20 protein-coding genes and 2 pseudogenes are annotated in these 22,944 nt (G+C 71.1%); 6 read left to right on the top strand and 16 right to left on the bottom strand.

The genetic code is table 11. The features are described 5' to 3' along the window. A pseudogene (locus tag GFJ45_RS16650) lies at positions 1-490 on the bottom strand (hypothetical protein); the annotation flags it as partial. An 83-nt stretch (positions 491-573) separates the two neighbouring features. Continuing rightward, positions 574-1,113: pseudogene (locus GFJ45_RS17035) on the bottom strand (FGGY family carbohydrate kinase); the annotation flags it as partial. Positions 1,114-1,220: 107 nt separating this feature from the next. On the opposite strand from GFJ45_RS17035, the gene GFJ45_RS02490 reads away from it, so the two are divergent. Continuing rightward, positions 1,221-2,033 (top strand): S1 family peptidase, encoded by an 813-nt coding sequence (locus GFJ45_RS02490; RefSeq protein ID WP_228386380.1) that lies wholly within the window; start codon positions 1,221-1,223, stop codon positions 2,031-2,033. A 129-nt stretch (positions 2,034-2,162) separates the two neighbouring features. On the opposite strand, the gene GFJ45_RS02485 is transcribed toward GFJ45_RS02490, so the two are convergent. From GFJ45_RS02485 to GFJ45_RS02465, 5 genes are read right to left on the bottom strand one after another with little or no spacing between them, the layout of a single operon-like run. Next, positions 2,163-3,101, bottom strand: a complete 939-nt coding sequence (locus GFJ45_RS02485) for a uroporphyrinogen decarboxylase family protein (protein WP_228386378.1) — start codon at positions 3,099-3,101, stop codon at positions 2,163-2,165. Next, positions 3,098-3,823 carry an ABC transporter ATP-binding protein gene (locus GFJ45_RS02480; protein ID WP_194288471.1) on the bottom strand — a complete coding sequence of 242 codons (726 nt, stop codon included), beginning with the start codon at positions 3,821-3,823 and terminating at the stop codon, positions 3,098-3,100. The genes GFJ45_RS02485 and GFJ45_RS02480 overlap by 4 nt, the downstream gene beginning before the upstream one ends. Next, complete coding sequence (locus tag GFJ45_RS02475) at positions 3,807-4,700, bottom strand: ABC transporter ATP-binding protein (protein WP_153393783.1); 894 nt, start codon at positions 4,698-4,700, stop codon at positions 3,807-3,809. The genes GFJ45_RS02480 and GFJ45_RS02475 overlap by 17 nt, the downstream gene beginning before the upstream one ends. After that, positions 4,697-6,667 carry an ABC transporter permease gene (locus GFJ45_RS02470; protein WP_153393781.1) on the bottom strand — a complete coding sequence of 657 codons (1,971 nt, stop codon included), beginning with the start codon at positions 6,665-6,667 and terminating at the stop codon, positions 4,697-4,699. The genes GFJ45_RS02475 and GFJ45_RS02470 overlap by 4 nt, the downstream gene beginning before the upstream one ends. 20 nt (positions 6,668-6,687) lie before the next feature. Further along, complete coding sequence (locus GFJ45_RS02465; RefSeq protein ID WP_194288470.1) at positions 6,688-7,842, bottom strand: ABC transporter substrate-binding protein; 1,155 nt, start codon at positions 7,840-7,842, stop codon at positions 6,688-6,690. 250 nt (positions 7,843-8,092) lie between these two features. Here GFJ45_RS02465 and GFJ45_RS02460 point away from each other — a divergent pair, with 250 nt between their 5' ends. Next, positions 8,093-8,551: an SRPBCC family protein gene (locus GFJ45_RS02460; protein WP_153393777.1), complete on the top strand. Its 459-nt coding sequence runs from the start codon at positions 8,093-8,095 to the stop codon at positions 8,549-8,551. Positions 8,552-8,653: 102 nt separating this feature from the next. On the opposite strand, the gene GFJ45_RS02455 is transcribed toward GFJ45_RS02460, so the two are convergent. Both GFJ45_RS02455 and GFJ45_RS02450 read right to left on the bottom strand, forming a co-directional pair. Next, positions 8,654-9,547 carry a trypsin-like serine protease gene (locus tag GFJ45_RS02455; RefSeq protein ID WP_153393775.1) on the bottom strand — a complete coding sequence of 298 codons (894 nt, stop codon included), beginning with the start codon at positions 9,545-9,547 and terminating at the stop codon, positions 8,654-8,656. Between the two features lie 130 nt (positions 9,548-9,677). Beyond that, a complete protein-coding gene (locus tag GFJ45_RS02450) occupies positions 9,678-11,363 on the bottom strand; it encodes a ribonuclease J (RefSeq protein WP_153393773.1) in 1,686 nt (561 codons plus the stop codon). A 272-nt stretch (positions 11,364-11,635) separates the two neighbouring features. Here GFJ45_RS02450 and GFJ45_RS02445 point away from each other — a divergent pair, with 272 nt between their 5' ends. Both GFJ45_RS02445 and GFJ45_RS02440 read left to right on the top strand, forming a co-directional pair. Beyond that, on the top strand, positions 11,636-13,210 hold the full coding sequence (locus tag GFJ45_RS02445; protein ID WP_153393771.1) for a peptide chain release factor 3: 1,575 nt from the start codon (positions 11,636-11,638) through the stop codon (positions 13,208-13,210). A 155-nt stretch (positions 13,211-13,365) separates the two neighbouring features. After that, positions 13,366-13,605, top strand: coding sequence for an acyl carrier protein (locus GFJ45_RS02440; RefSeq protein ID WP_153393769.1), 240 nt, complete (start codon positions 13,366-13,368; stop codon positions 13,603-13,605). Positions 13,606-13,693: 88 nt separating this feature from the next. Here the strand turns inward: GFJ45_RS02440 and GFJ45_RS02435 are convergent, their stop codons facing one another. The 5 genes from GFJ45_RS02435 to GFJ45_RS02415 all read right to left on the bottom strand — a co-directional run bounded on the left by GFJ45_RS02435 (position 13,694) and on the right by GFJ45_RS02415 (position 18,007). Then, complete coding sequence (locus GFJ45_RS02435; protein WP_153393767.1) at positions 13,694-13,855, bottom strand: hypothetical protein; 162 nt, start codon at positions 13,853-13,855, stop codon at positions 13,694-13,696. 86 nt (positions 13,856-13,941) lie between these two features. Further along, positions 13,942-15,225 (bottom strand): TRAP transporter large permease, encoded by a 1,284-nt coding sequence (locus GFJ45_RS02430; RefSeq protein WP_153393765.1) that lies wholly within the window; start codon positions 15,223-15,225, stop codon positions 13,942-13,944. Then, entirely contained in the window at positions 15,222-15,758 is a 537-nt protein-coding gene (locus GFJ45_RS02425) for a TRAP transporter small permease (protein ID WP_153393763.1), read from the bottom strand. The genes GFJ45_RS02430 and GFJ45_RS02425 overlap by 4 nt, the downstream gene beginning before the upstream one ends. A gap of 26 nt (positions 15,759-15,784) precedes the next feature. Continuing rightward, on the bottom strand, positions 15,785-16,867 hold the full coding sequence (locus tag GFJ45_RS02420; RefSeq protein WP_153393760.1) for a TRAP transporter substrate-binding protein: 1,083 nt from the start codon (positions 16,865-16,867) through the stop codon (positions 15,785-15,787). Positions 16,868-16,915: 48 nt separating this feature from the next. Next, the gene (locus GFJ45_RS02415) at positions 16,916-18,007 is read right to left on the bottom strand and encodes a mandelate racemase/muconate lactonizing enzyme family protein (RefSeq protein ID WP_228386377.1); all 1,092 of its coding nucleotides are present in this window, start codon (positions 18,005-18,007) and stop codon (positions 16,916-16,918) included. Between the two features lie 45 nt (positions 18,008-18,052). On the opposite strand from GFJ45_RS02415, the gene GFJ45_RS02410 reads away from it, so the two are divergent. Next, positions 18,053-19,111: a LacI family DNA-binding transcriptional regulator gene (locus GFJ45_RS02410; protein WP_153393758.1), complete on the top strand. Its 1,059-nt coding sequence runs from the start codon at positions 18,053-18,055 to the stop codon at positions 19,109-19,111. Between the two features lie 275 nt (positions 19,112-19,386). Here the strand turns inward: GFJ45_RS02410 and GFJ45_RS02405 are convergent, their stop codons facing one another. Both GFJ45_RS02405 and GFJ45_RS02400 read right to left on the bottom strand, forming a co-directional pair. Next, positions 19,387-20,841, bottom strand: coding sequence for an FGGY-family carbohydrate kinase (locus GFJ45_RS02405; RefSeq protein WP_153393756.1), 1,455 nt, complete (start codon positions 20,839-20,841; stop codon positions 19,387-19,389). Beyond that, positions 20,841-21,614 carry a DeoR/GlpR family DNA-binding transcription regulator gene (locus GFJ45_RS02400; RefSeq protein WP_153393754.1) on the bottom strand — a complete coding sequence of 258 codons (774 nt, stop codon included), beginning with the start codon at positions 21,612-21,614 and terminating at the stop codon, positions 20,841-20,843. Before GFJ45_RS02400 ends, GFJ45_RS02405 begins: the two co-directional genes overlap by 1 nt. A gap of 169 nt (positions 21,615-21,783) precedes the next feature. Between GFJ45_RS02400 and GFJ45_RS02395 the strand changes: the two genes are divergently transcribed. Then, positions 21,784-22,935 carry a M42 family metallopeptidase gene (locus GFJ45_RS02395; protein ID WP_153393752.1) on the top strand — a complete coding sequence of 384 codons (1,152 nt, stop codon included), beginning with the start codon at positions 21,784-21,786 and terminating at the stop codon, positions 22,933-22,935. Positions 22,936-22,944 lie beyond the last annotated feature (9 nt).

Below are 22,944 nucleotides of genomic sequence, written 5' to 3'. Positions count from 1 at the left end.
CGCTCGTCCATCGCGCGGTAGGCCTCGGGCGCCTCCGCCAGCGGCAGCGTCCGGTCGAACACCGGGCTCGCGCCTCGGCAGCGGCGATGGCGCCGCGCTCGCCCTCCAGGAACGGCAGGAAGATGACGCCCCCGGCACCGGGCGCCCCCGCAGCCGTCGCCGCGAACAGCTCGGCCCAGCTCATCCCCAGCACGCCGGCCGCCCAGTCCAGGGCGAGCCCGGCGTTCTGCAGGGCCGCCATGACGTACCACGCCGAGCCGGTGTCCGCGTAGAGGTGCACCGCCGGGTCAGCATCCGCCCAGGGACGGTCCGTGCCGGCGATCGCCTGGGCGCCGGAGCCCACGTTGAGCTGGAGCGCGGCGCCGCCGCCGTTGCCCAGCGCTGCCGCCGGCGCGTCGGCGGCCCCGGCCACGACGGGGACGGCACGCTCGGTGGCGGCCAGCTCGTGCAGCAGGTCGGTGTGCCCCACGACCTCGTGGGGCAGCCGCACCTCGGGCAGCAGCCGCGCCGGGACCCCGACCGCTCCAGCAGGCCGTAGGCCCAGTCGTCCCCGGGGACGTCCCACAGCAGGGTCGCCGAGGCGTCGCTGCGGTCGGTCACCGGGGAGGGCACCAGCAGCGAGCGCACCACGTCCTTGGGCAGCAGCGCGCGCGTCGCCCGGGCGACCAGGTCCGGCTGGTGCTCACCGGCCCAGGCGAGGAGCGGGCCGGTCATGCCGGCCACGAGGGGGTTGGCCAGCGCGGACCGCTGCTGCGTCGGCAGCTCCCGCCACCGGCCCAGTTGCTGGGCGGCGCGGTGGTCGCACCACAGCAGCGCCGGGGCGAGCGCCTGCCCGCGGTCGTCGGTGAGCACCAGGCCGTGCATCTGCCCGGCCACACCCACCGCCTGCACGGCGTGCTCGCGCAGCGCCGGGACGAGCACGCCGACCACCTGCTGCAGCGCGCCCGCCCACGCGGCGGCGTCGCTCTGCGCCCATCCGTGCCGGGGGCGGTCGACCGCGTAGCCGGCCTCGGCCTCGGCGACCAGCTCGCCCTCGGCTGACCACAGCGCCGCCTTGAGTCCGCTGGTGCCCAGGTCGAGTCCGAGATACACCTCGCTCACGCGGTCGATCATGCCTGCTGGCGGGACGTCGCTTTGCCGCCGCTCCCTGACCACAGTGTGGCGTGGGCCACATTCCGGACGTATCGTCTCGGTATCCGGATCCACCTGAGGAGGGAACCATGCGCACCCGCACCGTCACCGCCACCCTTGCCGCCGCCGCGCTGGTGGCCACCGCCAGTCCGGCCTCGGCCATCCGCAACGGGCAACCGGACGAGGGAGAGCACCCCTACGTCGGCCTCATGGTCGCCTACGTCGAGGACGAGCAGGGCGAGCTGCAGCCCGGCTGGCGCTGCTCGGGCTCGCTGCTCGATGCGACGACCTACCTCACCGCCGGGCACTGCACCTCCGGCGCCGACGCCGTGGCCATCTGGTTCGACGAGGACCTGACCGACGCCGAGGCCGCCGGCTACCCGAACTTCCCTGACGCCGACGCGACCGGCACCCCGTACACCCATCCCGACTACAGCGACGACGCCTTCTTCCTCCACGACGTGGGTGTCGTGGAGCTCGACGGGGACGGCTATCCCCTGGACGAGTACGCCGAGCTGCCCGAGCCGGGGCTGCTGGACGAGGCCGTCGCCCGCCCGGGTAGGCCGCTGGCGCTGGAGGCGGCCGGCTACGGCGTCCAGGGCGCCTGGCCGGCGCAGACCGGCAAGAGCGCCGACCTGCGGCTGCGGCTGAAGGCCGACGTGTGGCTCATCAACGACGACAGGGCACTCGGCAACCGGGGCGCCGGCGACTACATCGTGGTCTCCAACAACGGCACCGGTGGCACTTGCTTCGGCGACTCCGGCGGCCCGGTGCTGCTGCGGGACAGCAACACCGTGGTCGGCGTCAACTCGTTCGTGACGAACTCCGCCTGCGGAGGCGTGGGCGGGGTCTACCGGGTCGACCAGCCCGACGACCTGGCGTGGATCGGCCAGTTCCTGTGAGGCTGCCGGGCTGACCGCCAGGCGCGACCCCGGCCGGCGCCCCGATCCCCACCTGGTGGACGGGGCGCCGGCCGGTGTCCTGACCCTGCAGCGGTGCGGCCGCGCTTCCTCCTCCGCCGCCCGACCAGGTCAGCCCAGCGGCTCCCGGGCGGCCGCCACCAGCGCCGCGATGACGCTGGGTGGGGTGTCGGAGTGGACGGTGCAGCCCGGCGCAACGATGAGCGCATCGGCGCTACGCCGCCGGGTGTCGAGCACGTTCTCCCTGGCGGCGCTCGGCGGCCAGTAGAGCGACGCCACCTCGTCCAGTCCACCCATGGGGACCGGCCCGGTGGTGGCCAGGTCCTCCACCGGTGGCACCGTCTGGTTGTGTGACCAGCTGAGCACCTCGAACGGGTAGTCCTGGGTCAGTGCCGCGTCGAGGTCGTAGCCGTGGATGTGGGCCACCCGCACCCGGTCCGCGGCGGCCTCGAGCACCCGGCGGTCGTAGGGCGCCACCCAGTCCCGGAACTCCTCCGGCGAGAGCCCGAAACCGTGCTCGTCGCGGCTGGAGCCGTTGACCGAGAAGAACAGCGCGTCGACGTGGTCCGCCGTCACCTCGAGATGCTCGACGAGCCGGTCGGCCACGGCACCGATCACCTCGTGGGCGATCTCGGGCCGGGCCTGCAGCAGCGGGACTGCGCTGCGGCCCAGCGTGCGCACCACCGTCTGGAAGGGGGAGAACACGGTGTCCAGGACGGCCCGCTCCGGAGCTGCCTCCCGCACTCGGCGCAGCACCTCCACCTGCCGGGCGCGGTTGTCGTACTCGAGCCCGGGTCCGCCGACACGACGCAGCTCCTCCGGTTCCCGTGCCTCCTGCAGGCCGCCCTCGGTCGGGAATCGGTAGTCGTTCATGACCTTGATGTAGTCGAAGCCGTACTCCTCGGCGAAGCGCAGGTGCGCCGCGGCCGAGATCTCGGCGGGCCACAGCGCGCTGCCGAAGTGGATCCAGCAGCCCACCGGACGCTGGTCCACCTCCTGCCGGGCGGCGGCCGCGCGGAACCGCTCGCGGCCCGTCATCCCGGCGCTCACATCACACCCCCGCCCAGGTACGCCGAGGTGACCTCGTCGTTGCTGCGCAGCTCGGCCGCGGTTCCGGCCAGCACCACCTCGCCGTTGCGCAGCACGTAGGCGCGGTCGGCCAGCTGCAGCGACCGGTGGGCGCTCTGCTCCACGATCATCATCGTCGTTCCTCTCTCCTTCCACCTGGTCAACAGGTCGTAGACCACGTCCACGTACGCCGGCGACAGCCCCATCGACGGCTCGTCGATGAGGATGATCTGCGGCCGCTGGATCAGCGCCCGGGCCATCGCGACCATCTGCTGCTCCCCACCCGAGAGGGTCCCGGCCAGCTGCGGGAACCGCTCCCGCACCCGGGGGAAGTCGGTGGTCGCCTCCTCGAGCCGGCTGGTCAGCTCCCTGCGTGACAGCCCGCGTCGCTGCGAGTACAGCCCCATCAGCACGTTCTCGGCCACGGTCATCTCGGGGAAGAGCCGCCGCGACTCCGGGATGGAGGCCACGCCCCTGGCGACGAGCTCCGGGGTGCTCACCGGGGCGAGGTCCTCGCCGTCCAGCAGCACCCGGCCCCGCGTGGGCTTGACCAGCTGCAGCGCGGTCTTGATGGTGGTCGACTTGCCGGAGGCGTTGCCGCCCAGCACGGCGACGACCTCCCCGCGGTCGACCTCGGCGCTGACCTGGTGCAGCGCGTGCACCGGCCCGTAGAAGACGTCGACCCGCTCAAGCGCCAGCAGCATCGGGGCCTCCTTGGTCAGGTCCACGGTCGGGCTGCCGGCGCTCACCGGACGGCATCTCGGTCCCGGCCTTGGCAACGGCGGAGGCGCCCAGGTAGGCCTCGATCACCCGAGGGTCCGAGAGCGCCTGCTGCGGGGTGTCGTCAGCGATGAGGGCTCCCTCATCCATGACGAGCACCCGCTGGCTGAGCCGGCGCACCACGTTCATCTTGTGCTCGACGAAGACCGTGGTCAGCTCGGGGCGCTCGGCACGCACGTCCGCCAGCAGCCGAGCCAGCTCCTCGGTCTCGGTGGGGTTCATGCCCGCGGTCGGCTCGTCGAGCACCAGCACCTTGGGACGGGCGGCCAGCGCCCGGGCGATCTCCACCCGTCGACGGTTGGCGTAGGAGAGGGTGTAGGCGTAGTCGTCCTGCCGCGGCACCAGCCGGTCGCCGAACCGGCCCATCTCCGCCAGCGCCCGCTCACGAGCCTCGTCGCGGCGACGCCGCCAGGCCGGCAGGCCGAGCAGCGAGGCTGCGGCGTCCCCCAGCGTGCCGACGGTGCCGAAGGGCCGGTCCTCGTACCGGACACCGTGGTAGGCGCCCACCATCACGCTCTCCAGCACCGTCAGGCCCGGGAAGACCCGGGACGTCTGGAAGGTGCGGGTCAGTCCCAGGGCACTGCGATGAGCCGGCCCCAGGCCGGTGATGCGCCGTTCGGCCAGGTACACCTCTCCGGCGTCGGGACGCACCACCCCGGAGAGCAGCTGCACCAGCGTCGACTTCCCCGCCCCGTTGGGGCCGATCACCGCCGTCGAGGTGCCAGGCTCGATCGAGACGGTCAGGTCGGCACAGGCGGTCACGCCACCGTAGGCCTTGCGCAGTCGCTCCACCCGGATCACTGCCGCGCACCTCCTGGCACCGGCTCGGTGGCGGCCGGCTCAGCCGCCGCGGCCTTCCCGTCGGGGCCCTGGTCACCGCTGCTGGCGCGTCGCCGCCCCAGCGAGGTGATACCCGAGGGCATGAACCGGATGATCAGGATCAGCACCACCCCGTAGAGGATCTCCCGCAGCTCGGTCTGCTCGCGCAGCAGCTCTGGCAGCGCCACCAGCACGAACGCGCCGACGACCGCGCCGGCCGGCGACACGATCCCACCGGCCAGGATCATCGTCAGCAGCAGGAACGACACCAGGATCAGGAACGAGTCGGGGGACACGTAGGACTGCTGGTAGGCGAACATCATCCCGGCGAGCCCGGCGAGCACGCTGCTCAGCGCGAATGCGATCGTCAGGTAGGGCCGGACGTGGACCCCGAACGCCTCGGCGGCGAGCCGGTCCTCGCGGATGGCGCGCAGGTTGACGCTCACCTGCCCGCGGGTGACCGCGGCCACCAGGCCGAGCCCCAGCAGCAGCACCACGAAGCAGACGCCGGTCATCCACGCGACGGAGAAGTCGGTCGCGCCACCGAGCAGGGCGAACCGCGGCGGCGCGATCCCTCCGATCCCCATCGGGCCGCGGGTCACCTCGATGAGGTTCAGGAAGAGCAGGTACCCGATCTGCCCCAGGGCGAGGGTGGCCAGCGCGATGGTGTGGCCCGACAGTCCCAGGACCGGGTAGGCGAAGAGCACCCCGGCGACCAGGGACACCAGGACCACCGAGAGGAGCACCAGCTCGAACGGCAGGTCGAGTGCGGTCACCACACGCGCCGTCCAGTACGCGCCGATACCCATCAGGGCGCCGTGACCGACCGACACGTAGCCGGTCATGCCCGTCAGCACCATGAGTCCGAGAGCGGCCGTGGCGAAGATGGCTCCCTGGGCCAGCACCCCGGACCAGTAGCTGCCGGCAACCGTGGTCGCGAGCACGCCGAGCAGGACGGTCCCGAGCGCCACCCACCACACCGGGATGCGGCGCGTCCCCATGACGGTGACCGGGAAGCCGGAGGCATCGGCGAGCGGTGAGGTCGTGGGGATCGCCCCCGCGCCCCTGGACCCGCCCAGCCCGGTGAGCGCCCGGGACCCGAGCAGCCCTTGCGGTCGGAGGACGAGGACCAGCAGCAGCATCACGAACGCGACCAGGTCCCGGTACTCGCTGCCGATGTAGCCGCCCGCCAACGACTCCGCCACCCCGATGAGCAGGCCACCGAGCACGGCACCTGCCATGCTCACCACGCCACCGACCATGGCCGCAGCGAAGCCCTTGAGCCCGAACGGCAGCCCCATCGTGGGATCGATCTGCTGGAAATACATGCCGACCAGCACCCCGCCCAGGGCACCCAAGACGCCGGAGAGGGCGAAGACGGTCACCTTGGCGGGGCCGGTCCGCACCCCCATCTGCTGGGCGGCCACCGGGTCCTGGGCAGCAGCGCGGACGCTGCGACCCACCCAGGTGGCCTTCAGCAGCACGGTCAGCAGGGCCACGAAGACGACGGCGGTGGCGATGATGATGATGTCGGTCAGGCCGACATAGAGCGGACCGATCCGGAGGTTCGCCCCGGCGAACGGGTTCGGGAACCGCTGCGGGTTGGCGCTCCACACCAGCCGAACGGTCTGGTCGATGATGAACGCGATCGCCAGGGTGCTCAGCAGCGGGGCGATCTCCGCGCTCTCACCGAGCCACTCCACACAGATGAGCTCGATGAGCACCGCGAGGAGCACCGAGCCGGCCACCGCGACCAGGAACGCCAGCGGGAGGGGCAGCCCCCACCCGCTGGCGACCCACACCAGGTAGGCCCCCAGCATGACCTGGGAGCCCTGGGCGAAGTTCACGACCTTCGCGACCCCGAAGACCAGCACGAACCCCAGCGCGACGACCGCGTAGACCGCGCCGATGGCGAGGCCGTTGACGAGCTGGGCGAGGAACTCAGCCATGGGTCAGTAGGAGCTGTCGCTCACTCGGCGGCGGGCACGAACTGGCCGTCCTCGATGGCCAGCCAGGTGATGGTCTTCTCCACGTCACCCTGCTCGTCGAACTGCATCGTGCCGGTCACGCCGTCCACCTCGACGTCGTAGATGGCCTGGCCCAGCGGCTCCCGGCCCTGCGTCCCGTACTCCTCGACCGAGCCGAGGGCCTCCACGACCACCGACATGGTGTCGTAGCCGACCGCGCCGAAGGCATCCGGCTTCTCGCCGTGGGCCTCCTCGAACGCGGCGACGAACTCCTGGACGTGCTCGTCCTTGCTCTCGGCGTAGAAGAACGCCGGCACGATCCAGTCATTCACCGCGTCCTGCCCGAGGTTGATCAGCTCCGCCGTGTAGAGCGAGGTGGCGGTGATCACGGTGGGGTCCCAGCCGGAGGCCGCGAGCTGCTCGGCCAGGACGGCCGCGTCCGAGTAGTGCAGCGCGAGGTAGAGGCTGTCGGCGTCGGTCCCGCGCAGCGACGAGATGAGGGTGCGGAAGTCGCGGGACTCCGGCGCGACGGCCTCGCTGGCCACCACCTCGCCGCCGCTGGCCTCGGCCCCCTCGGCGAACGCGTCCGCGGCCGAGTTCCCCCAGTCGTCCTGCCGGTAGATCACGGCCGTCGAGGAGTGGCCGAGGTTCTCGAAGAGGTGTGCTGCGATGCCGGTGGCCTCCAGGTTCTGGGTGGGCGTGCCCCGGAAGATGGCATCGCCCATCGTGGTGAACTCTGGGTGGCTGGACGTGGGGCTCAGGTGGGGGATGCCGGCGGTGTCCAGGATGGGGGCCGCGGCCATCGATGCGGTGCTGGTGAAGCTGCCCAGCACGGCGATGATGTCGTCGTCCTCCGCGAACTCCCGGGCGATGTTGGTCGCGGTACGCGGCTCCCCGCGGTCATCGCGGACCACGAGCTCGATCTCCTCGCCGTCGATCCCGCCGCCCTCGTTGACCTGCTGCACCCGCAGCTCGATCGCGTCGTTGATCTGCTGACCGTTCTCGGCGTTCTCCCCCGTCAACGGCAGGAACACCCCGATCTTCGGGGCTGCCCCGGAGTCGCCCGTGCCGCCGCTACCGCTGTCACCGGACCCGCACGCGGCGAGTCCGACCAGTGCGAGCGTTCCGACGAGCGTGCCAAGAGTACGTGCTGCCATGGTGAGTCCTTCAGGGGTCGTGCCGAGGCGCCCGCGCATGGGCCGGGCGGCTGGTGATGGGGGGCGCACGACGATGAGCGCCCACACAGTATGACTCAAGGCATGGTCAGAAATAACATCGGGTAGGGGTCGGCCGGGCCCCCTGGCTCAGCGGGAGGAGTCGACGCGGCGGGACGCGAAGCTGACGCGCAGCCCGGGCACGATCGTGTTTGCCTGGTGGGACACAGGCAGCCCACACAGGAGGTGGCACATGAGCCAGGTGACAGAGTCCGTGGACGTCAACGTGCCGATCCGCACCGCGTACGACCAGTGGACCCAGTTCGAGTCCTTCCCGGCGTTCATGGAGGGCGTGGAGTCGGTCACCCAGATCGACGACACGCACAACCACTGGCGGGTCAGCATCGGTGGGACCGAGCGCGAGTTCGACACCGAGATCACCGAGCAGCACCCCGAGGAGCGCATCGCCTGGAAGACGACCACCGGTGACACGCAGCAGGCTGGCGTCGTGACGTTCCACAAGCTCGACGAGACCACGACCAGGGTGACGCTGCAGATGGACTGGCAGCCGGAGGGCCTGAAGGAGAAGGCCGCCGCCGCCCTGGGCGCCGACGACCGCCGGGTCAAGGGCGACATCGCGCGGTTCAAGGAGTTCATCGAGTCCCGTGGCGTCGAGACCGGCGGGTGGCGCGGAGACGTGCCCCGCGAGTAGCCGGCGGCGGGTTCGCCACCCTGCACCCGGTCGACAGCCGGCACCCTCACAGCGCTGCGCCCCGTCCCCCGCTGAAGGGGACGGGGCGCAGCTGTGACCGCGTCAGACCGTGTTCGCGATGATCCAGTCCCTGACCTCCGGGAGGTCGATCCGGTGGTTCAGGCTGGTCATCCGACCGCACAGCACGTTGTCGTAGCCCATGCTGTAGCCGCCGGTGTGAACCGCGACGATGGTGTCGGTGTTGCTGAACAGCACCGGCGAGCCCGAGTCACCGCCGCAGGCGCCGCCGTGGACCGGCGACGGCACGTTGTTGACGATGAACCAGGTCTCGTGGAACAGCCCCGACGTCGAGCCCTCACCCGGCGCGTAGCGCTGGATGGCGTACTTGCGCTGCCAGGTGATCGCGCGCCGCGGCGGACCGTTACCGACCTCGGCGCCCTGGATGCCGTAGCCGACGTCGGTGAACCGCTGCTTCACCTGGCCCTTGCTGGCGACGATCGGGTCGAGCGCGCCCGCCTCGGCCAGCTGTGCCGGCTCGATGTCGACGGCCTCGTCGAGGTAGAGCAGGCCGTAGTCCCACGTGAAGGGCCACTCCGCCGAGACGTAGTCCGGGTGCGTCACCCACTCGCTCGCCGAGTGCCAGTCGGTCGGGTCGACCGGCTGCCACTCCGCGTCGACCTCCGCCTGCGGGTCGAAGCTGACCAGGATCTCCTCCACCTCCAGCTCGTCCCAGCCGTCGGTGCAGTGACCAGCGGTCAGGATCGTGCGCTCGGAGATCAGCGCCCCGCTGCAGAACGTCTGCCCAGGCGCCAGCAGCAGCGCGACGTAGGGATGACCGTCCCCGTCGGCCTTGCCGCCGGTGATCGCCTGCGCCGGGCTGGCCAGCAGCCCCAGCAGCACGCCCAACGCCACGAGCGGCGCCAGGACCGGGCCGATCCGCCGCTTGCCGCGCCGTGCCTCCCCGGCAGGCACGTGACCGCTCCCTCGAATACTCATGGTGTTCTCCCGTCTGCGCGAGCACCCTTGCTGGCGCGGATCAAGACTGCCGCCAGGGACGACGCCGTGTCCAGGGGGTGGCCCGGGGCACCAAGGGCCCCGCCGACCAGGAGGTGGCGGTCTCGCCGCGTCAGGCCTCGATGACGACCGGGATCACCAGCGGGTTGCGCCGGTGCTTGCGGGCCACCCACTGGCTCAGCGCGCGGGCCATGAGCTGCTCGAGCTCGTGAGCGTCGCCGATGCCCTTCGCGGCGGCGCCGGCCAGTGCCCTCTCGATGGCCGGGACCGCGCCCTCGAAGAGCGCCTCGTCGGTACCGAAACCCCGGGCCAGGAAGTCCGGCGGCTCGGTCAGCTCGCCGGTGTCGGCGTCGACGAGCGCGACGACCGTCACGGTGCCCTGCTGGCTGAGGGTGACCCGGTCGCGCAGCGCCTCCTCGGTGACGCCGCCGACCGATGCCCCGTCGACGTAGACGTAACCGGCGCGGACCTTGCCGGTGACCTTGGCCCTGCCGTCGATGAGGTCCACGACCACCCCGTCGTCGGCCACGACGACCCGGTCGGGGGCGATGCCGGTACGGATGGCCAGGTCGGCATTGGCCCGCAGGTGGCGCCACTCGCCGTGGACCGGCATCACGTTGCGCGGCCGGACGATGTTGTAGCAGTAGACGAGCTCCCCGGCACTGGCATGGCCCGACACGTGCACCTTGGCGTTGCCCTGGTGTACGACCTTGGCGCCCCAGCGGGTGAGCCCGTTGATGACCCGGGAGATGGCGTTCTCGTTGCCGGGGATGAGGGAGCTGGCCAGCAGGATGGTGTCACCCTCGCCGATACGGATCTGGTGGTCGCGGTTGGCCATCCGTGACAGCGCAGCCATCGGCTCGCCCTGCGAGCCCGTGCACACCAGTGTCACCTTGTGGTCGGGCAGGCCCTCCAGCTCCTTGGCGTCGACCACCAGCCCCCGGGGCACGTTCAGGTACCCCAGCTCCCGGGCGATCCCCATGTTGCGCACCATCGACCGGCCCACGAAGGCGACCTTGCGCTTGTGTGCGCGCGCGGCGTCGAGGACCTGCTGGATGCGGTGCACGTGACTGGCGAAGCTGGAGACGATGACCCGTCCCGGCGCCGTACGGAACACCGTCTCGATCGCCGGCGCCAGGTCACGCTCGGAGGTGGTGAATCCGGGGACCTCGGCGTTGGTGGAGTCGACCAGGAACAGGTCGACGCCTTCCTCGCCGAGCCGGGCGAAGGCGCGCAGGTCGGTGATGCGGTCATCGAGCGGGAACTGGTCCATCTTGAAGTCCCCGGTGTGCAGCAGCGTGCCCGCCGCGGTGCGCACGGCCACCGCCAGCCCGTCCGGGATGGAGTGGTTGACGGCCACGAACTCGCAGTCGAACGAGCCGAGCGACCGCCGGTCGCCTTCGGCCACCTCGACGGTCGTCGGCTCGATCCGGTGCTCCTTCAGCTTGGCCCTGAGCAGCCCCAGCGTCAGCCGGGAACCGACGACCGGGATCTCCGGTCGCTCGCGCAGCAGGTAGGGCACGCCTCCGATGTGGTCCTCGTGGCCGTGGGTCAGCACGATGCCGGCGACGTCGTCGAGCCGGTCTCGGATGAAGGAGAAGTCCGGCAGGATCACGTCCACGCCCGGCTGGTGCTCCTGCGGGAAGAGCACGCCGCAGTCGATGACCAGCAGCCGGCCCCGGTGCTCCAGCACCGTCATGTTGCGCCCGACCTCTCCCAGGCCCCCCAGGGCCACCACCCGCAGTCCGTTGCGAGGTAGCTTCGGTGGCGTCCCGAGCTCGGGGTGGGGGTGGCTCATCGGTGGGTCCCTTCTCTGCCGGGGTTGGTGTGCGGGCACGGCGCGGATGACGGTCAGCGAGCGGCGAACTCTACCTTCGCATGCGCGCGGAGTAGGGGCTGCGTGCCGCTCCGCGACCCCCGGCCGGCACGGCACGGTGACGGAGGATCGGCCGCACCGGCACTATCGCACGACGCGGATGCTGTGGCGGTACCTGTCCACGGTGGCAGCGGCCTCGACCGCTCGGTTCCGATTCGTGCCCACGACGACTGTCGCGCTACTGTCGGTCGTGGATGAGTGACGTGGAGCGAGACCGACCGCGCCGCACCTTCGCCGTCATCTCCCACCCTGACGCCGGGAAGTCGACGCTGACCGAAGCGCTGGCGCTCCACGCCCAGGTGCTGTCGGAGGCGGGCGCGGTGCACGGCAAGGCGGGGCGCCGATCGACGGTGTCGGACTGGATGCAGATGGAGCGCGACCGCGGCATCTCCATCGCCTCCGCAGCGCTCCAGTTCGGCTACCGCGACCACGTGGTCAACCTGGTGGACACGCCTGGCCACGCCGACTTCTCCGAGGACACCTACCGGGTGCTGACCGCCGTCGATGCCGCGGTCATGCTCATCGATGCCGCCAAGGGGCTGGAGCCGCAGACGCTGAAGCTGTTCCAGGTCTGCCGCCACCGCGGCATCCCCGTCCTGACCGTCATCAACAAGTGGGACCGGCCCGGCCGGGAACCGTTGGGGCTGCTGGACCAGATCGAGACCGAGATCGGGCTGCGGCCCACGCCGCTGACGTGGCCGGTCGGCATCTCCGGCGACTTCCGCGGGGTACTGGACCGGTCCAGCGGTGACATGGTCCAGTACACCCGCACCGCCGGCGGGGCCACCCGGGCACCCGAGGAGCGGCTCACCCCCGACCAGGCCGGCGAGCGGCACGGTACCGACTGGGACACCGCGCTGGAGGAGCACGAGCTGCTCGCCGCCGACGGCGCCGACCACGACCAGGACGCCTTCCTGGCCGGGAGGACCACCCCGGTGCTGTTCGCCTCGGCGCTGCTGAACTTCGGCGTCTCCCACCTGCTGGACACGCTGCTGAGGATCGCCCCCGCCCCTGCCCCACCGACCGACGTCGACGGCCGGACCCGGGCGCTGGAGGACGACTTCAGCGCGGTGGTGTTCAAGGTGCAGTCCGGCATGGACGCCGCACACCGCGACCGGCTCGCCTACGCCCGGGTGCAGACCGGGACGTTCCGCAGGGGCATGGTCGTGCAGCACGCCACCACCGGCAAGCCGTTCACCACCAAGTACGCCCAAGCGGTCCTCGGGCGGGAACGGCACGTCGTCGACACCGCCCAGCCCGGCGACATCGTCGGCCTGGTCAACGCCACCGCGCTCACCGTCGGTGACACCATCCACACCGGGCGACCGGTGCGCTACCCCGGCATCGACCGGTTCGCCCCCGAGCACTTCGCCGTGCTGCGCGCCCGGGAGACCGGCCGTTACAAGCAGTTCCGCCGCGGGATCGCCCAGCTCGACGAGGAAGGCGTCGTCCAGGTGCTGCGCTCGGACCTGCGCGGCGACCAGGCTCCCGTCCTCGCCGCTGTCGGCCTCATGCAGTTCGAGGTCGTTCAGCAGCGACTGGCCAGCGAGTTCAACTGCCAGACCACCCTGGAGCCGCTCCCCTTCACGCTGGCCCGACGGGTCGACCCCGCCGACGCCCCCACCATCGACCGCGCCGCCCGCGTCGAGGTCCTGCAGCGCACCGACGGCACCCTGCTCGCGCTCTTCCCCGACCGCTGGCGCCTGGAGACCGTGTCCCGCAACCACCCCGACATCACCCTGCACGAGCTCCCTGCCGGAGGCGGGTGAGGGCCGCACCGACCCTGGCCGCAGGGCTCGAGTTGCGGGTCAGCAGCACCTGCCTAGCCTGGATACACCGCTGGCGCACCGGCACCCCTGGGCCATCGCGGTTCGGGGAGCCGGCTCGTCGGGGACCAGAATTCCGACGCACCAGGAGGGACACCATGGCAACAGGTGAGACCGGATTCGACGACGTCACCTTCGACCTGATCTCCGTGCAGTACCACGCGCTCAAGGCTGGACACGACTACGGGCAGTACGTCCGGGACGCCAGGAACGCCGGCCAGGAGGAGATCGCGACCTTCTTCGAAGAGGTCATGGCTCAGGACTCCGAGCGCGCGCACAAGTGCCACCAGTTCCTGCGCCAGCTCGACGGAACCGACAACACCCAGCCGCAGCAGTAACCGGCCCGGCGGTGCGGGTTGCGCCCCCACGGTGGGGCGCAACCCGCACCCTTTCGCCGCCGGGGCGGGCGCACGGCTCAGCGGCCGCTCAGCCGCCCTCCCTCGGGTTCATGTTGTCCGGGTCGGCGTCCGGGTCGCCCTCGTACTCGTGAGAGACGTCCCGGTCGTCCCGGGGGTCCATGATGTCCGGGTCCCCGTCCGGGTCGTCGGCATCGATGTCGCCCGGTTCCTGCCGGTGCTTGCCGGTCATGACCTCACCTCCGCGTCGTGACCTCCACGGTACGGGCCGCACGCCGGTGCGGCACCCTCACGCGTCGGGCTCCTGCGCCACGCCGGTCAGAGCAGAGCCCCGGGCAGCCACAGCACGGTGGACGGCACGAGCGTCACGATCATGAGCGCAACCACCAGGATCACGTAGAACGGGCCGAGGGCGCGGATCAGGCTCCAGACCGAGATCTCCCCGATCTGGGAGACCACGAACAGCACCAGACCGAACGGTGGCGAGAGCAGCCCGATCATCAGGTTCAGGATCATGATCACCCCGAAGTGGAGGGGGTCGATCTCGAACGCGGTGAGCAGCGGCATGAGCAACGGGACCAGGATCGTGATCGCGGCCACGGTCTCCAGGAAGCACCCGACCAGGAGCAGGAAGAGGTTGAGCACCAGCAGCACCACCAGCGGCGAGACGATGGCTCCGGTGAACGTCTCCAGGACCGCCTGCGGGATCTGCGCGCGGATCAGCACCACCCCGTACAGGGTCGCCGCCCCGACGATGAGGCCGATGGCGGCGCTGAGCTGCGCCGTCTCACGAAGCGCCACGACGAGGTGCTGCCACGTCAGCTCCCGGTAGACGAACCCGCCGAGGATTCCCGCGTAGAGGACGGCCACGGCGGCCGCCTCGGTCGCGGTGAACCCGCCTGCGGCGATACCGCCGATGATGATGACGGGGGTCAGCATCGGCAGCAGCGCGGAGCCGAACGCCTTCGACGCCTCCCGCACGGTCGGCATCCGTTCGTCACGGGGGTAGCGCCGTCGGTGCGCGAGCACCGCCACGAGCCCCATCATCAGCGCGGCCATGAGCAGACCGGGGATGATCCCGCCGACGAACAGCGCACCGACCGAGACGCCGGCCGAGACCGCGTACACGACCGCCGGGAGGCTCGGCGGGATCATGGGGCCGATCGTGGAGGACGCCGCGGTGACGGCCCCGGCGAACGCCGGATCGTAGCCGTGCCGCCGCATCGCGCGGATGAGCACCTGTCCCAGGCCGGCCGCGTCCGACACTGCCGCCCCTGACATGCCGCTGAAGAAGACGCTGCTGACCACGTTGACGTGGCCCAGGCCGCCGGGCAGGAAGCCGACCAGCACGCGCGCGAGGGCGAAGATGCGGTCGGAGACACCCCCGACGTTCATCAGCTTGCCGGTGAGGATGAACAGCGGAACCGCGAGCAGGATGAAGCTGTTCACCCCGCTGGTCATGTTCTGGGACACCGTGACGGTGCGCAGAACTCCCGCGTCGACCATCATCAGCACCACGGCGGTCACCGCCATGGCGAATGCCACCGGCATCCGCAGCAGGAAGAGGACGATCAGCAGCCCAATGAAGATGGCGAAGGTCATGCCTCACCCCGTTCAACGTTGCGGCCCGCGTCTTCGGTGCGCGCCCCGGCGAAACCCAGCCCTGTCCGCACGCCCTCGACGAGCTGCAGCGTCACGTACAGGAACATCAGCAGGGCGCCCAGCCACACACCGGCGTAGAGGTAGGACTGGTTGAACCACGGCATCGTCGCGGCCACCGTGCCGGTGTTCGACAGGGTGAGCTCTTGGATGCCGCTGATGAACACGTAGAGGAACGCGAGCACCACCAGGTCGACGAGCACCAGCACCACCGCCCGCACCCGCGCCGGGAGCCGCTCCATCAGCAGGTCCACGGCGATGTGTCCCTTCTCCTTCACCAGCAGGGCGGACCCGATGAAGGTCAGGTACACGAAGAGATACCGCGACAGCTCGCTGGTCCAGAGCATGGTCGGTATCGGCAGCAGCCGCTGAGCGATCTGCAGGAGGACCAGGAGGACGATGCCCGCCAGCAGGGCGATCATCACGACGTCGATCGCCCTGTCCAGGCCCCGCTTGAGCGCGCGGACAGTACCCATGGGCGGTTCCTTCCAGAACCCGGACGTCAGTCCGCCAGGCTCATCACTTCGTCGTAGGTGGTCACGGTCCACTCGTCCTCGAAGAGCTGCTCCAGCGGCTCCCGGGCGGCCTCGACGAAGGCCTCCCGGTCCGGCTCGATGACCTCCATGCCGCCGTCCTTCAGCTCCTGCAGGAACTGGTCATTGGCTTCGGCAACCATCTGCGTGCCGATCTCGGCGGCTTCCGCCGACGCCTGGTCGACGCAGTCGCGCTGGTCTTGTGGCAGCGACTCATACAGCTCCAGCCCGATCCAGAACTGCACCACCTCGACCACGTGGCCGGTGTTGACGACGTAGTCCTGCACCTCGTTCAGGCTGAAGGTGGCGAACTGCTCATAGGGCCCCTCCGAGGCACCGACCACGCCGGTCTGCAGGGCGCTGTAGAGCTCCGGGAGGGCGACGGGCGTCGCCTCGATGCCCAGCTGGCTCCAGATGGTGACCCAGACCGGGATCTCCGGCAGCCGGAAGGCCGTCCCGGCGAGCTCATCGGGTGTCGTGAAGGCCTGGTTGGACGTCGAGTGCCGCACGCCCCGGTGGATGTGCGAGAGCAGGTGGACGTTGTGCTCATCCATCGCCCCCACGAACTCGTCGTGCAGCTCGCTGTCGATGAAGGCCTGGACGTGCTCCTGGTCCTGCATCATGAAGGGCGCCTGGTAGAACATGTACTCGGGCGCGAACATGTTGGGCCCGACCGCGCCCGCGAGCGTCATGTCCAGCTCGCCGCTGCTGACCTGGTCGAAGTTGTCGTTCTCCGTGCCCAGCGAGCCGTTCGGGTAGAAGTTCACCGTCAGCGCGCCATCGGTGCACTCCTCCAGCAGCGAGCCGAACTCGACCGCTGCCTGCGACTGCGGCGCCTCGGCGTCGTAGACCGACGCCATGTCGAGGGCCCGCGTCTCCTGCTCGCCACCCTCGCCGGTGGCGCCTCCCTCGTCGTCACCCGAGCCGCCGCCGATCTCGCCGGCGCATCCGGCCATCCCGACCATGGTCGCGAACGCTGCCGCCATCGCCGTCCCGCGACGGGGCAACCGGCCGGTCCTCGTGCTGCCGTGGGTACTCGTGCTGCGCTTCATCGCGCTCCTCCTCTTGACTGGGACGGCTCTCGCCGCCTCGGTGACTGATCAGTTGACGCTGTGCTGCTGCAGCCGGGTCCAGTCCAGCTGCAGCCCATGGCCCGGCCGGTCGCTGGCGACGACGTGGCCATCGACGACCCGCATCGGCTCGGCCAGGTACTCGTCCAGCGAGAAGCCGTGCGCCTCCATGTAGGTGCGGTTCGGCACCGACGCCAGGATCGGCAGCGTGAGGTCGTGCACTCCGTGCGACGTGACCGGCAGGTTCCGTGCCTCCGCCAGCGCGGCGATCTTCCGGAACACGGTGATGCCTCCGCAGTTGGCGACGTCGGGCTCGGGGAAGGTCACGGCTCCCGCGGAGATGACCCGCTCGAACTCGTGCAGGGTGTGCAGGTTCTCCCCCGCCGCCACGGCCACCCCGCCCTCGACCACGACCCGCCGGTGTCCCTCCACGTCCTCGGGGATCGTCGGCTCCTCGACCCACAGCAGCTGCAGGTCCTGCAGCTGCCGGGCCGCCCGCACCGCCTCGTCGGCGCTCCAGCGCATGTTCGCGTCGACCATGAGCGGGAAGTCCTCCCCGAGGTGCTCCCGCATGGCCGTGACCCGCTCCACGTCCTCACGGAGCCGGGGCCGGCCGACCTTCATCTTGATGGCGCCGAACCCTGCGGCGCGGAACCGGTCGGCCTGGTCGAGCAGCGCGTCGAGCGGCAGCTCCAGATCCACTCCCCCCGCGTAGACCGGGACCCGGGGGTCGTACCCACCCAGCACTCGCCACAGCGGGGCGTCGAGCCGGCGCGCCTTGAGGTCCCACAGCGCGATGTCCACGGCGGAGATCGCCGAGGTGGCGTGCCCGCCACGGCCGGCGTAGTGGACGCGCCACCACATGTCCTGCCACCGACGCTCGATCTCCTCGGCCTCGCGGCCGACCAGGACGTCGACCAGGTAGCCCTCGATCAGGACACGGAACGCCTCGGCGCCCGAGTTGACCGCGTAGGTGTAGCCGAGCCCCTCGACACCATCGACGTCGCGGACCTGCACCGTGACGAGCTCGAAGTCGGCCATCACCCCGTGGGTGCTGTCGGTCAGCACCGTCGCGAGCGGTACCTGGTAGCAGCGCACCTCCACCGCATCGATCGCGGCCACATCGCCTCCTAGAAAACCGGTTTTCTTCAGCGCTACCCTCACACGGTGGTCGATGATCGTCAAGGCGCCGGCGCCGACCGGCTGCGAGCGAATGACTCTCCCGCCGGTCTGCGGGCCCGGCTGTCGGACGTGGCGGCCGAGGCCAACGTGACCAAGTCGGTCGCCTCGCGCGTTCTCAACCAGGACCCGACGCTGAAGGTGCGCGAGGAGACGCGCGCGCGGGTGGCCCAGGCGGCGGAACGACTCGGCTACCAGCCCCACTCCGGCGCGCGTGCCCTGGCCAGCGGTGAGGCTGGGGCGCTGGCGCTGCTGCTGCCCGACCTCAGCAACCCCGTGTTCTCCCGCATCCTCCGAGGCGCCTTCGTGCGTGCCCTCGCCCGCCACTACATGGTCGTGGTCGTCGAGGAGGACCCGGGGGTGGAGGCCACGGAGCAGGTCACCGACCTGGTGCGGTCGGGGCGGGTGGACGGGCTGCTGATCGGCACGGCGCGCCCGGGCCACCCCCTGTTCGAACGGGACCTCGCAGCCTTCCCGCACGTCTTCGTCAACCGGCCCGTCGCCGGTTCGCACCGCAACGTCTACCTGGACTTCCGCGAGGCGAGCGCGCTGGCCGTGGAACACCTGCTGTCCCTCGGTCACCGACGGCTGGCACACATCGCCGGTCCCGTGGACGTCACCTCGGCGCACGAGCGCGAGAAGGGCTACCAGGCGGCGCTGGCCAGCCACGGGCTGGGCCGCGGCCCGGTCGTTCACGGCACCTTCGACGAGGAGGGCGGCGCGGAGGCGACCTCCCGCCTGCTGCGGCGGCACCCGGAGGTCACCGGGGTGTACGTCAGCTCCCTGACGCAGGCGGTGGGGGTGCTCCATGCGGCGCGCGCCCTGGGCCGCCCTGCTCCGGGCGGCCTCTCGGTCATCAGCTTCGACGACTCCCCGCTGGCGAGGTACCTCGACCCGCCGCTGACCTGCGTCTCCACCTCGCTCGAGGAGCTCGGCGAGCGAGCGGTCGACGCCCTGATATCGCAGCTGGAGGGGCAGCTGGTGGGTGACGTGGTAATCAGCGGGCAATCGAACGTGGTGCGACGCCAGTCGACGGCACCCGTGTGAGCAGCGGACTGAGGTCAGCGCCGCGCTGGCCTGATCGGGGCGTCGCGGCGGCTTAAGGGCGATTCCTGCAGGCCTCTTCTGCAAGGAGGCCGCCGGCGCTCCGTCCAGTTGGCCTGACAAGGACGGGCCGATCACCGCGCCGGCGAACCCTCAGCCGTGCTGTGACACGGCCTCCTCGATCTGCTGCCGGAGCCCTGGGTCCACCCCCGGCAGCGACATGCGGGCGGGCCCAGGGCCCTCCCGTGCGCGCCTGCAGCGCCGCCCGTTCGGTGGCGTCACCCGCGGGCGAGCTCGGCCAGTCGGTGCATGGTGGGCGCCGCCCCCCGGTAGGCGTCCGTGTAGACCTCGAACAGCTCGTCGTAGACCGCCCGTGCCTCGGGGTCGGGCTCGATGCGCTCGGCCACCGGGTTCCAGGACCGCGTGTCGACACCGGCAGCGTCCGCCGCGAGCCGTGCGTCTCCGTAGGAGGCACCGACAGTGAGCGTCGGGAGGTCCTGCGGCAGGCCGGTGGCGTCACTGAGGATCTGCAGCCAGAGCCGTTGCGCCGTGCCACCGCCGACGGCGACCAGGCGACGGGCGGGGGCGCCGAGGTCGGCCATCGCCTGCAGGTTGTGGCGGACCCCGAGACAGACCCCCTCCAGCGCGGAGCGGTAGAGGTGACCGGGCCCATGACCGAGGGTGAGACCCGTCCAGGAACCCCGAGCCGCGGGGTCGTAGACCGGCGTGCGCTCGCCGGAGAGATAGGGCAGCAGCAGCAACCCCTCGCTGCCCGCCGGGACCTGCTGAGCGGCGGTCACCAGCTCGTCGTAGTCGCGCCCCAGGACCTCGGCGAGCCAGGATGTCACCAGGCCGCCGGTGGCCATGCCGGCTGCGAGGCTGGAGCGATCCGGGGCCAGCCCCTCGGTCGCCCACAGCAGCCGGCTCGGGATGAGGTCGTCTACGACCTGGATGAGAAAGAGCGTGGACCCGTACATCACCATCGTGTCCCCCGCCGTGGTGACGCCGGCGCTGTAGGCCTCGGCCATGGCGTCGATGGTCCCGGCCACCACCGGCGTCCCGACTGGGATCCCGGTCTCCTCGGCGGCGGCGGACCTGACGGCGCCGACCACCTCGGCACACTCTGCCAGCCGTGGACGCTCCAGCTGTGGGTAGCGGCCCCACTCCTCGTCCCACAGCCCCCGCGTGGTCATGTCGTACAGCGGGTCCGAGGCCGAGGCGGAATAGCGATCAAGCGTGTACTCCCCCGTCAGCTGTCGCACGACCCAGCCCGGCGCCGAGTACCACCGGCGGACCCGGCTCCATACCTCTGGCTCGTGCTGCTGGAGCCAGGCCAGCTTGGGGCCTACGGACTGGGTGCTGATCGGATTGCCCAGCCGGCGGATCGCCGCCTCTCCGAGGCGCTGGTTCTCCTGCTCGGCCTGCGCAGCGGCACGGGTGTCGATGCCGTAGAGGATGCCCGGACGCAGCGGCCGGTCGTCCGCGTCGGTGACGACCAGAGCCGGCCCGATGCCGCTCACCCCCACCGCCTCGACGTCCTCGCCGGGCCGGAGCACCTCCTGACACAGGGCGACGACGTCGTCCCACCAGACGCCGTCGGCGTCGTGCTCGTACCAGCCGGGACGCGGCGTGCAGGTGCGGTGGCCGCGGCTCGCCTGGCGGACCACCGCACCCTTGGCGTTGGCGAGGACGGCCTTGGAGGACCCCGTCCCGATGTCGATCCCCAGGAACATCAGCGCACCACCTTCTCCGTTTCGGCCCCCACCGCCTGGACCGGGACCGGGAACTGGTCGACCAGGCGAGGATCGGCTCCCGCGTCGGTGATCACCTCGTCCACCTCCTCCAGACTGGCCACCCGGACCAGCTGGCGCCGGCCGAGCTTGGAGCTGTCCGCCACGATCACGGTCCGCCGGCCCGAGGCGATCATGGCGCGCTTGAGGGGCACGACGGTACTCGTGAAGCTGGTCGCGCCGTCGCGGTCGAGGGCATCGACGCCCAGCACCGTCAGGTCCACGTGCATCCGCTGCACCAGCTCGACCGCCTCCTGGCTCACCACCGTGGTGGTGTCCGGGACCGACTCTCCCCCAGGCACGATCAGCCGCACGTCTGGACGGGTGACCAGCTCGGCGGCGATGCGTACGTCAGCGGTCACGACGGTCAGGTTCCGCCGACCGGACAGCGCCCGGGCCACCATGAGCGTCGTCGACCCGGAGTCGAGCATGACGGAACCGCCGTCGGGGACCTGCGCGGCGGCCGCGCGACCGATGGCCTCCTTCTCGGCGACGCGTTGCTCCAGCTTCACCTGGTAGGGCACCTCCGGCTCGTCACGGCGCCGGATCGCACCACCGTGGCTACGGTCGACCAGCCCCAGCTGCTCCAGCCGCGCCAGGTCGCGCCGCACGGTCGAGGTGTCGACGTTGAGCCGCTGGGCCAGGGCCGCGGCGTTGACGTACCCCTCCTCCCGCACCAGGCGCAGGATCTCGTCCCGACGGTCAGTGGCCCGCACCGCGTCCCCCCACCACCGCCCAGTCGTGCATCCGTTGCACGGAACCGGGAGCCGGTTGCCTGGTTCTGCAACATTTCGCGCACATTTCCGAGGCCACCCTCGTCATTATGCACGAGGTCGTGCAGAGTGAGCCGGAGATCGCGCAGCCCCAGCCACGAGGGAGACGTCAATGCAGCCGGACGACATCGGGCCCGAGTCGTGGGCCCCGGACGGTGACCTGCTGGGCCTGATCCGGGAGCTGTCGTCCGTCGCTGCCCCGACCGGCAACGAGGACCGGCTCACCGCCGCGGTGTCCAGCTGGTCCTCCGCCCGTGGCTGGCAGCAGCAGGTGGACCGGCTGGGTCAGGTTGCCGTGTCGGTCGGCCCCGAGGACGCCGGCACCGCCGTGATGCTGGTGGCCCACCTGGACGAGCTGGGCCTCGTGATCCGTGCGATCGAGGAGGACGGCTGGCTGCGCGTGCACCGGCTAGGCGGCATGCCCGAGCGGGTGCTGCCGGCGCTGCGCCTGGTCGTGCACACCGCGGGTGGTGACCTGCCTGCCGTGGTCGGCAGCAAGGCGCACCACCTGACCGATGCGTCGGAGAAGTACGTGGCTCACCCGGCGACCGACCTGTACCTCGACGCTGGCTTCTCCTCAGCCGCCGATGCCGAGCACGCGGGCGTGCGGGTCGGTGATCCCGTCACCTACGCCCCCAGCTGGACCGAGTTCACCGGGGGCCGGTTCTCGGGCAAGTCGCTGGACAACAGGGTGGGCGTCGCAGCGATGATGCGTGCTCTCACCGACCTGGCCGAGGACCCGCCCGACGCACGGGTGCACGTGGTCTTCTCGTGCCTGGAGGAGTTCAACCTGAAGGGCACGCTGGCCATGGCCGAGCGGCTGCGTCCCGATATCGCGCTGGTCACGGACATCGTGCCGGCCACCGACCCTCCCGACCTGTCCGGCCAGGGCACCTCCTCGCTCGGGCTGGGACCCTCGCTGTCCCGGCTGACCTTCCACGGCCGCGGCACGCTGGGTGGGCTGGTCCCGCACCCCGCACTCGTCCGGGGCGTCGAGGAAGCCGCCGGTGCCACCGGGGTCCCGCTGCAGTACGACGCCGTGATCGGCTGCCTCAACGACGCCTCCTACCTCCCCATGGCCACCGCGGAGGGGATCGCCGCAGTCTCACTGGGCATCCCCTGCCGCTACACCCACTCGCCGGTGGAGACCGCCCAGCTCAGCGACGTCGAGCACACCGCCACGCTGGTGACCGAGTTCGCCCGCCGCGCCCACGCCTTCGACCTGAGCCGGGGCGCCGCCCAGACCGCTCATGGCATCGCTTGACCGTCCCGG

The organism is Ornithinicoccus halotolerans, from assembly GCF_009602535.1.
GTDB lineage: Bacteria > Actinomycetota > Actinomycetes > Actinomycetales > Dermatophilaceae > Ornithinicoccus > Ornithinicoccus halotolerans.
Note: the sequence above shows the minus strand (reverse complement) of the source record. Positions and strands in the feature narration are given on the sequence as shown.